Raw genomic sequence first — 12,973 nt, forward strand, 5'->3', positions numbered from 1 at the left:
TTCCCTAGAATAGCGGGTCCCTGCCGTCCTTGCGCCTAGCCGCCACTTCATGTCCACGCCGCCAAGTCCGCCCGCCTCGGCAACCGTCGCACCCAGCGCTCCTTCCGCCCGCTCGCTCACGGTGATGCTATGGCTCGTCGCGACCGGCTTTTTCATGCAGACGCTCGATTCGACGATCGTCAACACAGCCCTCCCCGCGATGGCAACGAGCCTCGGCGAACTCCCGCTGCGCATGCAGTCGGTCGTAATCGCTTATTCGCTGACGATGGCCGTGATGATCCCCGTGTCCGGCTGGCTCGCCGACAAACTCGGTACGCGGCGCGTGTTGTTCAGCGCGATCCTGGTCTTCGCGGTCGGCTCGTTGCTGTGCGCGAACGCTCATACCCTGAACCAGCTGGTGGTGTTCCGTATCGTGCAAGGCGTGGGCGGCGCAATGCTGTTGCCGGTCGGGCGGCTCGCAGTATTGCGGACGTTTCCCGCGGAACGCTACCTGCCGGCGCTGTCATTCGTTGCCATACCCGGACTGATCGGTCCGTTGATCGGTCCGACGCTTGGCGGCTGGCTCGTGAAAATCGCATCGTGGCACTGGATCTTTCTGATCAACGTGCCCGTGGGCGTCGCCGGATGCATCGCCACATTCATATTCATGCCGGATAGCCGTAACGAACAGGTCGGCAAGTTCGACGTCAAAGGCTATCTTCTTCTCGTCGTCGGCATGGTGGCGATTTCGTCCGCGCTCGACGGCCGTACGGAATTCGGCATTCAACACGCGACCGTGCTTGTGCTGCTGATCCTAAGCCTGGCGTGTTTTGTCGCCTACGGTTTGCACGCGGTGCGCGAGCCATCGCCTATTTTTCCGCTCGATCTGTTCAAGATCCACACCTTCAGCGTCGGACTGCTTGGCAATCTATTCGCGCGGATCGGCAGCGGCGCGATGCCGTATCTGATTCCGTTGCTATTGCAGGTGAGTCTCGGCTATAGCGCATTCGAAGCCGGCATGATGATGCTGCCCGTCGCGGCTGCGGGCATGGCGTCCAAGCGCCTCGTGACAAAGCTGATCGTCAAGTACAGCTATCGCCGCGTATTGATGACCAACACGATTCTTGTCGGCTTGATGATGGCGAGTTTCTCCCTCACCAGCGCGGGCCAGCCGTTATGGTTGAGGCTCGTGCAACTGGCATTGTTCGGCGCAGTCAACTCGATGCAATTCACCGCGATGAACACCTTGACGCTCAAGGACCTCGGCACCGGCGGCGCAAGCAGCGGCAACAGTTTGTTCTCCCTTGTCCAGATGCTGTCGATGAGCCTCGGCGTGACAGTGGCCGGCGCCCTGCTCGCCACATTCACGGGCCTGTTGCCGCGTGTGACAGCCGCAAACTCGCTGCCCGCCTTTCATGCGACTTTCCTGTGCGTTGGCATCATCACCGCAGGTTCGGCGTGGATCTTCGCGCAGTTGTCGCCGGATATCCGGACGCCCGCCAAAAAGACCGATCCTTCTGAGCGCACCTGAATCTTCCTAGTTCGCTTGCGGCGGGTTGCGTTGGTTGGGGGCGCCGCGTTGGTTTGCGCGTTGGTTTGCGCGTTGGTTTGCGCGTTGGTTTGCGCGTTGGTTTGCGCGTTGGTTGGCGGCGGGGGTCGACCGTTGGTGCCAGTGGAAGACGTTAGCTGTCAGTCTTCGACGGGAGTTCCAGCACCTGCTACCACTTCACGCGCTCCTACGGGCTTTTCCTGAAAGATCGTCGCCGCCAACGTGGGCTCTGCCGCGGGGCGCCGCCCGCACCAGCAAAGTGCGAACTACCGCGAGAGCGCCCGGGTTGGCGCACAATGTTTACGATCCCTCGTGGCAACGGCGCGCGCACGCAGCATCTCTGCATGCGCATAAATCTTGCTCTTCTATCCTGTAAACTTACGTATCCCGCATGCACATCTGCATCGAGCATGCAATCGCGCCGCCCCTCACACGACTGACATGATGAGCATGATCGAACTCGATCCTCCCGGTTTCCAGCCTCCCCGCCCGATGGCCGGCGACGAAGGCTCCCGGCGCACCGTTCTATACGGCGGCTACACCGTCTTCAGCGTGTTCCAGCCGGTTTTTTCGGTGTCGCACCGGCGCGCAATAGGTTATCACGCATCGCTGCGCGCCCACGACGAGCATGCGTTGCAAGTACCCTCGCACGAGGTCTTCACCCAAGCCGCGCGCCGCGGCGACCTGCTAGAACTGGGTCGGCTGGCGGAATCGCTCCACCTCGGCAACTTCAACGCGTTCGACAGTCACGATGAATGGCTCTTTCTGAGCCTTCACCCGGCCGCACTGATGGACACCAGTTATGGCGACGCACTCCTGGCCGGCCTCAAGGCGTTGGGCTTGCCGCCACAACGCGTGGTCCTGGAAGTGTCCGAACAGGCGGGCGGCGAAACAACCCGTTTTGCGGAGATCGTCGACGCACTCCGCAAGTCAGGCTTTCTGATTGCGCTCGATGGCTTTGGCGCCAAGCATTCGAACATTGACCGAGTCTGGAACCTGCGCCCCGACATTGTCACGCTCGATCGCTGCATTCTCGCCCAGGCCAGCGAACATTCGCACATTGAACGCGTGCTGCCCGGCCTCGTCTCGCTGCTGCATGAGTCCGGCCAATTAGTGCTGATGGGTGGCCTCAGTACCGAACGCGATGCGCTGATCGCCCTCGAATGCAACGTCGACTTCGTGCAGGGCGCCTTCTTTGCGGGTCCGAGCGTCGAGGCGGTCAAGCCGCAAACCGCTGCTGGTTTGATGGACTCGCTCTCGGCAGCGTTGCGCGAACGCGTTGCAGCGCGTGAGCGCGCGCAGGCTACGCGGCTCGCGCCGTACGTGACTGCGCTCCAAACGGCAGCCGCAGAGCTTGTTGCGGGGCGGCCTGCTGCTGAGGCGACCGCTCCGCTGCTGAAGCTCGGCGAAACGGCACGCTGCTTCATTCTCGACGGCTCGGGACGGCAGATCGGCGACAACGTGCTGCCTCCGGGGCGCGCCTCGCAACGCGCCAAACGCTTTCGCCCGCTGTTGCATTCCGAGGGCGCAAGCTGGGAGCGCCGGCCGTATTTCATTCAGGCGATGCGTGTGCCGGGCCAGGTGCATCTAACACCTCCCTATCTTTCGATCAACGAAGCGCATTTGTGTGTGACTGCCTCTATCGCCGCGCATACGCCGAGGGGTACACAAGTGCTATGCGTAGACATCAACTGGGAAGTCGCGGCCCATCGCAATTGACTGCACCGGGTTCCGCGTAATTCGCGCCAGCAACTCAGTGACCACCGCGCGGCCTAAAACGCGGTTGGCGGCCTGCAGCCGCGCCGCGCTCGTTACCGCGCGCAACGACACGATCTTCTGAGCGCCGCTGGTCGCGCTGCAGACCGGGCCGTGCATCTGCCCGTGCATCTGACCATGCCTCTCGCCGCTTGTCCGGCCGTTGTGCGAACCTTCCGTAGAGACGTCGATCAACGCGACGACCTCGCCTTCGATAAGGAAAGCGATGGACGGCGCTCCGCCCACCGACACCAGTTCGACATGACTCGCCTGCCCTGCCAGCGACGTGACCTTCTCGATCCAATCGCCGAACGTGGAGCCGAGCGTAGATTCTTGCTTGCAGGCAGGTGCTTGGGCGAGCGCCTGTGCCGGTAGTCCCGGCGGGTTTGTTACCGCTTCCGCATCGACACGCGCGACTGAAGGTGCGGGCGAACGTGCCACCACATTCAGCGGCCCGAACACCGGCTCGTCGCTAACGACTTCCGGCGTGTCGCTAAACAGGTCGAGCAAGCTTGCCCGGTCTTGCGCCTCCAGCGCGCTGCGCAAACGTTCGACGATCCGCGCGTGCGCCTGCGCATCCGGCCTTTGCAACGGCGCGCCCGCGCGCTGCAAACGAACTCTCGCTCGATGGACAATCTGCCTGCAACTTGCTGGCGTACGCTGCAGGATCTTGCCGATCTCGGCATAGTCACAGTCAAACGCTTCGTGCAGCACGAACGCCGCACGCTCGTCGGGTTTGAGACGCTCCAGCAATAGCATCACGCCATACGACATTTCCGCGGCGCGCAAGGCGAGTTCTTCGGCCGATGGCGCGACTTCGTCGAGCCAGGGCTCCGGCAACCAGCCGGTGGCCTGCGATTCCCGCTCGCGCTGCACATTTCGCAGACGGTCGATCGCCGTGCGCGTGGTCAGTGTGGTGAGCCAGGCGGCCGGCGTCTGCACCTCACGCGTATCGGCAAGATGCCACTTCAGCCAGACGTCCTGCACAATGTCTTCCGCCTCCGCGCGGCTGCCTAGCATGCGGTACGCCAACGCGATGAGGCGGGCGCGCACCGCACCGAAGCTGGATGCCTTGTCGATTTCGTGTTCTGTCATGCCTTGACCTCCAGATCGTGCGTGATGAAAAGCGCGTGCGCTGATATGCAGGATTCTCCAGCGGCACGCCGCAAAAGGCATCCATTGCAGCTTGACGGTTGGGCGATCCGTTGCGTGACAGGCGCGCCAAAAAAATATTTACGTCACGCGGCCGACGGCGGGATCGTCATAGGGACAGCAACCCACTTCCGCGAGGCAAAAATGCATCCCAGTTATCCACCCGTCACAGGTCTCGGCCTCGTGCCAACCGTCATAGAGCAGTCCGGTCGCGGAGAGCGCGCCTACGACATTTATTCCCGTTTGTTGCGCGAGCGCATCGTGTTTCTAGTCGGGCCCGTCAATGAGCAGTCGGCCAGTCTCATCGTGGCGCAATTGCTGTTTCTGGAATCCGAGAACCCCGATAAGGATATTTCGTTTTACATCAATTCGCCGGGCGGCTCGGTTTACGACGGCCTCGCAATTTACGACACCATGCAGTTCATCAAGCCCGAAGTCTCGACGTTATGCACCGGCTTTGCTGCAAGCATGGGCACGTTCCTGTTGTGCGCCGGCCAACGCGGCAAGCGGTACGCATTGCCCAACGCGCGCATCATGATTCACCAGCCCTCGGGCGGTAGCCAGGGCACGGCGGCAGACATCGACATTCAGGCGAAGGAAGTACTCTATCTGCGCGAACGCCTAAATGCGATGATGGCCGAACGGACAGGGCGAAGCATCGAGGAAATCGCGCGCGACACAGACCGCGACAATTTCATGTCTGCCCTCGCGGCAAAAACCTATGGCCTCGTGGACGAGGTATTGGAAACGCGTGCGGCGCTAGGCCTGTCTCCGGTCGTGCCAGACAGACGCCATGACCTGTAGGGGGCCCGTTGGACTGTTGTCTCGACAAAAGCTGATCAGCTTCGCTGGAATCGCTATCATGGTCGCGATTCGTCGACATCGACGAGCGCTTCAATGGAGATATACATGGCGTCATCCAATGAAACCGTCAGCATGGCGCTCTTCTGCGACTTTGAAAATGTCGCGCTGGGCGTGCGCGATGCAAAGTACGACAAGTTCGATATCAAGCTGGTGCTCGAACGTCTGCTGCTCAAGGGCAGCATTGTCGTAAAGAAAGCGTATTGCGACTGGGATCGCTATAAAAGTTTCAAAGGCGCAATGCACGAGGCCAACTTCGAATTGATCGAAATTCCGCACGTGCGCCAATCGGGCAAGAACTCGGCGGATATCCGGCTGGTCGTCGACGCGCTCGACCTCTGCTACACCAAGTCACACGTCAATACGTTTGTGATCATCAGCGGCGACTCGGATTTTTCACCGTTGGTCTCGAAACTTCGTGAAAACGCGAAACAGGTGATCGGCGTCGGCGTGCAGCAATCCACGTCGGACCTGCTAATCGCAAACTGTGACGAGTTCTTTTTTTACGACGACCTCGTCAGGGAAAGTCAACGGACGGTTGCGAAGCGGGAGTCGTCGCGGCCGCAAAAGGCGGCTCAGCCGACCGGCAAGCCATCGCAGGAAGAAGATAAAAGCCGCAGCAAGGAAGACCTCGAAAAGCGTCGCACTAAAGCCGTCGAGATTGCGGTGCAAACGTTCGACGCGCTCGCTTCCGAGCGCGGCGACAGCGGAAAAATCTGGGCGTCAGTGTTGAAAAATGCGATCAAGCGTCGCAAGCCTGATTTCAACGAGACATATTATGGCTTTCGCGCGTTCGGTAATCTGCTGGAGGAGGCGCACGCACGCGGACTGCTGGAATTCGGCCGCGACGAGAAGTCAGGCGCCTATGTGTACCGGAGCACGGTCTCAAACGTGCTCGGAGAAAGTGCGGGCGAGCAGGTGGCCGAACATGCGAGCGAACGTGTCTATACCGCAGAGGTGGCCGAACAGTTTGTTGAGCCGCAGACGGTTGAAACGGTGACAGCCGAGACAGGCGGTAAGCACGATCAGCGTCGTCGGGGCCGTGGCAACCGGAAAGGAGGCGCGAGTCAGCAAGTCGCGCGCGAAGTCGCACAAGAAAGCCTGCAAGAATCGGCAAAGACCGCTGATCCACAAGACGACTACGGCGCGACCGGTCAAAGCGATCCGGACACTGGATTGGAGCAGGCGCCTGCGCAGGCAAGCACGGATTCCTCGTCAGAGTTGCGTCAGGCACCCGCCGCGCAACCGGACAACACTACTAGTGAAGCTGACGCAGCCGCGAGCGCCGAGGCAGAGCAGGCAGACGACACGCAGCCTCAACGTCGTAGGCAGCGCCAACCGCGCAAGCCAGCCGCGAAGAAAGCCAGAAAGACGGCAGCACAAACATCGGATAACGCCGCGGAGACCGCGCCGCCAGACGCAGAATCGTCAGCGGACGTGGAGGAAACGCCTGCACCAAAGAAGCGAGCCGCGCGAAAGACGACGTCATCACGCAACCGCCGGCCGCGCAAGACGGCGGGAAGCAGCGACGCGGAATAGGACTAGGTCGCGCCACTCATCCATCTGCGCGTGTGCCGGACGTGGCTCATGCGCGCGTATGCATGACGTACAGTCAGTAGTACGGATAAGGCGAGTACATGACCGGCGGCGGCCCGTAATAACGCGGCGGCGGAGCGACATAGACCGGCTGCGGCGCATACACGGGCTGCGGCGCGTACACCGGCACTTGCGGCTGCGAGATGGTGTTGCCTTTCGACGTCATGCACTGCGCGTACGCGGCGTCATACCGTGCCTGGAGGCTGTTCGCCGAGTACTGCGCGCCATTCGCGCCGGCAGCGCCGCCGATCAGCAAACCGCTGCCCGCGCCGATGGCCGCGCCCGCGCCGGGGTTGCCCGCCGCCGCGCCCAGAAGCGCGCCGACGGCCGCGCCGCCAAACGTGCCGATCGCTGCACTGTTAACACTGCTCGTGGTCGCGCTCTGCGAGGCGCCGGATGCATCGGACGAATGGAACGCATAGTCACGGCACGTGTAATCGTCCTGCTGGAACTGACTGAGCGGCTCGCCGCTGCGCGGCATGGCCACCACCGAGGGACCGCTCGGCGGCACGACGGCGCAGCCGCCCAGCAGCGCGAGCGCAACGGCCCCGAGAGGCAGCGCGGCGCGCACTGGTTTTAGACTTGAAATCATGATGGCGCGTGTAGCAGGGGATGGGAGAACACACGTTAGACCAATTCGCGCGCGCTATGTTTACGGGATAGTTACCGTATGTTTTGCGCTGACACACAAAGCCGCGCAGGCGGCTTGAGCAGCGCGCGTTACCTGTTCGCGCGGTTACGAAAGGTGACAAACTTGTGTAAGCATGCGGACCATGAATATGACCCGACGCGACAAAAGCAAAAGCCCTCACGTGGAGGGCTTTTCTTTCTGCTTACGCTTTAGGCTCAGTTTCCGGCCAGCACAAGAAAGCGCCGATTGAGACCGGAGTACACGAGATCATCAACCTTGTTCGTTTATGTCTCGAAGGTACGCACAAGTTGACGGATCGGGAGATCTCGAACCCAGCGTCATAGCCCTGACAGGCGACCCGGTGGCCGGCCGTGGAGAACTCGCCAGGGCGCATGACGTCTTCCTAGATGTGAGCTGAGCTGCTTTCGACGATGGGCAAGATCGCCCGCCTCGCCTGTTCGTTCCTTACGAACCGCGTGCCGGAAACCACTCACTAACGACAAGGCACGCCAGCGAGAACATCGTCTCCGGCTTGTCGCTCCTCTTCTAGGCCTTGATTCTCAACCGAAGGCGCGCGCGGGCCAGGAAACGTCGGATAAAGCGGCGGTCACTGCCGCTATCTATGTCCGGCATCTCCGTCTGCCATCGCTCATTCACTGTTGCGGATCATCTGACGCAAAGACGCAGAGTTTGCCCGACCGGTAGACCGGCACATAGCTGCCCGTGACGCCACAATCATCCACCACCATGCCGATGGCATTACTGCGGGCGTAGGCCACGCGTTCAGGCAGGCTTGCGGCAAGGAGACTGCCCACCATCCGCTCATGCCAAATAGGGTAGTAGCTGGGCAGCCATAGCGCTGCCGCGCCATATTTGCCGGTTACCCATACTTGGCGGTGAGACATCGTGGGAAACACCTCGCTGCCGACCAGCAGATCCGCCATGCGTGCAGGTGCTGCCGGCAGGGGGCTGCGATTGTAAAGCGGCATCACCGGCAAAAGGAAGACCGTATCAGGAGGCGTGTTGCCTTTGGCCCAGCCAGCCAGGGCCAGCCAGTCCGCGCGTTGTGCGGCGGCGTATGAATCCCAGCGATATTGCTGAACGATCCGGGCCACAGTTCCCGCGCTACTCAGCGTTAGAAGCAGTGCGGCCACGATCGGGCTGGCGAGCCGCGCGCCGGGACGCCAGGCCTTCCGCACCACTAGCACCGGAAACAGCGCCGCGGCGCCGACGGTGACCACCACCGAAAACACCAAGATAGGCGCCCATAACAAGCGATCGGCCTCATTCACTGAGGTCAGCCACCGCGTGATGAGGGCGGCGAGCGCAAGTCCGGCCAGTATTTGCAAATACGTCGTCGAGCGCAGCAAGTGAAGGTTGAACAGGGTGGGCGAGGGAGTAAGTAGGGGCAGCAGCGCGCCGATTGCCCAAATTGCCAGCATCACACCCGTCAGCGTACATATCACCCGCGCCTGCTCGCGCGGCAACTGCAATGCGGAGACGATGGCCGTGGCGATAACGATCACAAAGCCGACATATTGTCTGACCGCCAAGTGCATCGCCAAAAAGTGATCGGGCCAGTGCTCAAGCAGAAACACCCGATAATCGTAATCCGGCCTTCTTCCCAATTCGGGGTTGTGCGCGAGATCGGCCAACACCGGCAGGGCCAGCACGACACAGGCTAGCAAGCCGGGCCAACTTCTCCGCACCAGGCGGCCGAGGGACAGCCCGTGTTCTCGCCATTGCAGCAAGACCATCGTCACCATCAGCGGCGCAAGCCACACGGCCATGAAGATGTTGAGGAAAAACACTAGCCCCGCTGAGGCCAACGCCCAACCATAGCGGCGGCGCCACACTAGCGAGAGCGCGATCATGCCTAAGCCGTTGCCCAGTTCCGAGTGGCTGAAAAAACTAACCGCGATTCCGCCATATCCAGCGAAAGAGACGCCGCGCAGCAAGCCGATGACCGCGCTCAGCAGCATGAAAATCAGCGTCTGCGTCCGCCCCTTCAGCCCTAGGACCGCAATCCAGGAGCCGATGCCAGCGAAAAAGAGCAGTCGAGAAACAAACAGCCACGGCAGGAAGAATTTGAGCACATTGCTGTCGTCAGCGATCCCCACCTGCATCAGCCAGAAACCGGAAGAATAATAACGTAGCGACTGAATGAAGGCATCGTGCGCGAATTGAGGTTCGCGCCACAAACCCTCCAGGATTGGCAAATGGAAGATGTTGTTATTGTCGATCGTGAAACCGGTAATCGCCAGGGACAGCAGACTGAGCCCCGTCAACAAGGCCGCCCAGCCGCGCCGATCGAGCCCTACTTGCGCCGACAGAGGCTCACCGCTGCTCACCTTTGCGCTATCTCCGCTTGTTCTACCGGCATTATTTTCTCGTTGCAGAAACGGCCATCCTCGCCGACGCGGCCCGCCTGCAACGTGCCGACACTTTCTTCCATTGTCGAGTTGTATCCTGCCCTAGTTCCTGACTGTCGAACGGAATCGTCATGGTTTGCGCCATCTTGCACCTCTGTACTACAGAAAGTTATCGACCAAGACAACGAAGAAAACTCTACCAAAGCACGATAACCGCGATCGGACCCGATTCCCGCAACTTCATTGTCATTTGAGGAAGCCAGGCGACCAAATTGGACAGACTGACTCACGCATCTGCCACCCCTATATATGTGTTAACGTCCCTCATTAAATATAGATCGGCGGAAAAACGACCATCGAGGCGCAAGCGGTTCAAGTCCCGGCCAACCCGGGACGTGTCCCTTTGTAAAAAGCAACCTTCATCGATTACCTCGAACTGATAGCTGCCACATTGGCAATCGTCGTCGCCGGATCAAACTGAGACGCGAACTACCGACCCGCCCTCAGGAGTGTCAAACCACGGCCAATAAGATCGGACGATTGGCTGTCCGGCGTCGGTACGTTGCGATCAGACGGTTAGCAATACGGTTGTCCTGCTTCCGAAAAGCAAGTCGCGAGACATTCAGGTTCGCAGCTCGAATTCCGCTTTTCCTATTATCAAGCAGTCCTATCATCTGCTGAATAACTCACATCTCAACCTTTTGCGCCTTTATCGCCCGATTTTAGGCCGCTATCTCGTACCTTTGAACCGTTGAACTTAAATAGTGGCAACTAGGCCTTCACAAACGGCCCGACACAGCGCCCTAAGCCGACCAACTTTGCGAGCAGATAATTAGTCACTTACTGCTTCTGATCGGCGCAGCATGTCCTGCACGTCCAAGGCGCTCAATTCATTAGCTAGGCCGGAGGCAGTCGATGAACGCTGGACGGAGCGCATCTATGGCTAGAGAGGACCTGATTTTCTCAATCGTCATCGCCAACTACAACTACGGGCATTTTCTTCGACAAGCTATTGAAAGTGCCTTGGCGCAAGACTGGGATCAGCGAGAGATTATCGTTGTGGATGACGGCTCGACAGACCACTCCGCCGATGTCATTCATTCGTATGGCGAAAGAATCAAGGCCATCTTCGAAAAAAATGGGGGACAGCGGGATGCCAACAACGTGGGCTTCGAGAGAAGTGTTGGCGACGTCGTTATTTTCCTCGATGCTGATGACGTGCTGATGCCGGGTGCGTTGCGCGCCATTGCCTCCGTATGGCGACCCGGCCTCAGCAAGGTACAGGTATTAATGGAGCGCGTCGACGCGAAGGGCCGTCCCATAAACAATGCGATACCCAAGATTCGAAATGTCATCCCGAAGATCCCACCTGGATTATCGTCGGAAGCGATCCGTCACTGGGCTTATGAAACGTCCGAGTATCCGACGCCGCCCGGCTCAGGGAATGCCTACGCACGCAGTTTTCTCGAACAGATTTTTCCATTGGATGCGAGTTACGATTCATTCACGGATTCAACGTGCATCGCCATGGCCCCCTACCTCGGTGACGTAGAAACAATCGCTGCGCCGTTAGTTCTTTATCGCATGCATGGCGCCAATGATAGCGCCATGAGCGCGAGCACAAGCAACTTCGGGCGAGAGATCGCGCGTGCACTCAAGCGTCACAGCGCCGCATGCAAGGCGTGCGCAATGATTGGCAGACCGGCACCGCCGCTCAGCACACTTTTCTGTGCGCCTCACTTGTTGCAGTTGCGCGTTGCTTCTTTGCGGCTCACACCGAGACAGCATCCCCTGCCCGGTGACAGCAGAATCAGGGCGCTGCGCGACGCCCTTTTTATCCCTTTCCGCGCAAGCTTCGAGCGCCCAGCCTTCCGCTGCCTTATCGCCGGCTGGAGCATTGCCACCTTGCTCGCTCCGAAAAACATTGCCAGCACGCTGATCCGCCGACGCTTCATATAAGCTGTTCCAGCCATCAGATGGCTTCTTATCCTCGCGAGTAACACATCATGAAGGACATGACAGTCATCATATGCAACCATAACTATGCGCAGTTCCTGGAAGAGGCAATCGATTTCGCGCTTGCGCAGGACTATATCGGCACTGACGTCATGGTGATCGACGACGGATCAACAGACGGGTCTCGCGCAATTATCGAACGCTATGGCGCTCGCGTTCGCCCCGTCTTCAAAAACAATGGCGGGCAAGTGTCAGCCTACAATCTTGGGTTGCACCTGGCCAGAACGGATTACGTGCTGTTTCTCGATGCTAATGACCTGCTTAATCAGGGCGCAGTGACAGAAGTGATGCAGCGCTTCGAGAGCGGAAATCTCGCAAAAGTGCAGTTTCAGCTAGACGTGATCGATCAGGCGAGCAAGCGCATGGGTGCTCATGTACCGCATTCTCGAATCGACGGTGATTGTCGGGAGCTTCTGCTCGATGGATGGCTTTATCCGTCACCGCCAGCGTCCGGAAACGCCTACAGCGTTAGTGCTCTTAAAAGGAGCTTTCCTGTTCCGGAAACGATCAAGGACCGATATGGCGCAGATTTCTACGCAATCTATGGGGCTGCTCTAGTTGGACCAGTATCAAGTATCCCGGTGTCGCTCGGCGGATATCGCGTAAATGCCAGTTCCGGGACAGACGCATTGTTTGCTAACTCTGATCAGCAGGAGAAGGCTCCCAAGGCATTTCCGTCCCGCTGGATAACCCTTCGGGAGCTAACGTGTCGCATGGGAATGCAGTTGCCGGCACAATTTCACGACTTCGCATACGAAAGAGCTTACTTCTACTCCAGTGTCTACCATGCTCCGTTGACGACCCGTTGGCGTTGGATGCTAAGAGACTCACACCGGTATCTCCATGCGATTGTGGCGAACCCTTTCTGGAGCATGAAAAAAAGTGGGGACGCTCGCGCTGTCCAGCTTGTGTCTGTTTCCCTACTCCCCTATCGCAGACTACGCGGTTCGTTAAATCTGTAATCCACTGGCCCGGTGCAGTGCCCGCTAGGAACCCACTAAAACCCATCATGCAAGCTTTATGCATAACGAAGAGTTGAACACAAACTTCCTCCTTAGACGC

The 12,973-nt window shown here is 59.4% G+C and carries 8 protein-coding genes and 1 pseudogene; 6 read left to right on the forward strand and 3 right to left on the reverse strand.

Going from position 1 to position 12,973, the window contains the following annotated elements; genetic code table 11:
* Nucleotides 1-49 precede the first annotated feature (49 nt).
* Together mdtD and RW095_RS31490 are read left to right on the forward strand one after the other, a co-directional pair.
* A complete protein-coding gene (gene mdtD / locus RW095_RS31485; RefSeq protein ID WP_317022573.1) occupies nt 50-1,510 on the forward strand; it encodes a multidrug transporter subunit MdtD in 1,461 nt (486 codons plus the stop codon).
* Nucleotides 1,511-1,972: 462 nt separating this feature from the next.
* Nucleotides 1,973-3,247, forward strand: a complete 1,275-nt coding sequence (locus RW095_RS31490; RefSeq protein ID WP_317022743.1) for an EAL domain-containing protein — start codon at nt 1,973-1,975, stop codon at nt 3,245-3,247.
* Here the strand turns inward: RW095_RS31490 and RW095_RS31495 are convergent.
* A complete protein-coding gene (locus RW095_RS31495; RefSeq protein ID WP_317022574.1) occupies nt 3,203-4,378 on the reverse strand; it encodes a sigma-70 family RNA polymerase sigma factor in 1,176 nt (391 codons plus the stop codon). The genes RW095_RS31490 and RW095_RS31495 overlap by 45 nt on opposite strands.
* A 201-nt stretch (nt 4,379-4,579) precedes the next feature.
* Here RW095_RS31495 and clpP point away from each other — a divergent pair, with 201 nt between their 5' ends.
* A complete protein-coding gene (gene clpP / locus RW095_RS31500; protein WP_317022744.1) occupies nt 4,580-5,239 on the forward strand; it encodes an ATP-dependent Clp endopeptidase proteolytic subunit ClpP in 660 nt (219 codons plus the stop codon).
* 105 nt (nt 5,240-5,344) lie between these two features.
* Nucleotides 5,345-6,835: an NYN domain-containing protein gene (locus RW095_RS31505; RefSeq protein WP_317022575.1), complete on the forward strand. Its 1,491-nt coding sequence runs from the start codon at nt 5,345-5,347 to the stop codon at nt 6,833-6,835.
* 73 nt (nt 6,836-6,908) lie between these two features.
* On the opposite strand, the gene RW095_RS31510 is transcribed toward RW095_RS31505, so the two are convergent.
* Nucleotides 6,909-7,484 carry a glycine zipper family protein gene (locus RW095_RS31510; protein WP_317022577.1) on the reverse strand — a complete coding sequence of 192 codons (576 nt, stop codon included), beginning with the start codon at nt 7,482-7,484 and terminating at the stop codon, nt 6,909-6,911.
* A gap of 692 nt (nt 7,485-8,176) precedes the next feature.
* A complete protein-coding gene (locus RW095_RS31515; protein WP_317022578.1) occupies nt 8,177-9,811 on the reverse strand; it encodes a hypothetical protein in 1,635 nt (544 codons plus the stop codon).
* A gap of 1,023 nt (nt 9,812-10,834) precedes the next feature.
* Here RW095_RS31515 and RW095_RS31520 point away from each other — a divergent pair.
* Nucleotides 10,835-11,854, forward strand: coding sequence for a glycosyltransferase (locus RW095_RS31520; protein ID WP_317022580.1), 1,020 nt, complete (start codon nt 10,835-10,837; stop codon nt 11,852-11,854).
* Between the two features lie 47 nt (nt 11,855-11,901).
* Nucleotides 11,902-12,865, forward strand: a pseudogene (locus RW095_RS31525) (glycosyltransferase family 2 protein).
* Nucleotides 12,866-12,973 lie beyond the last annotated feature (108 nt).

It is taken from the genome of Paraburkholderia kirstenboschensis (genome assembly GCF_032806925.1).
In the GTDB taxonomy this organism is placed as follows: domain Bacteria; phylum Pseudomonadota; class Gammaproteobacteria; order Burkholderiales; family Burkholderiaceae; genus Paraburkholderia; species Paraburkholderia kirstenboschensis.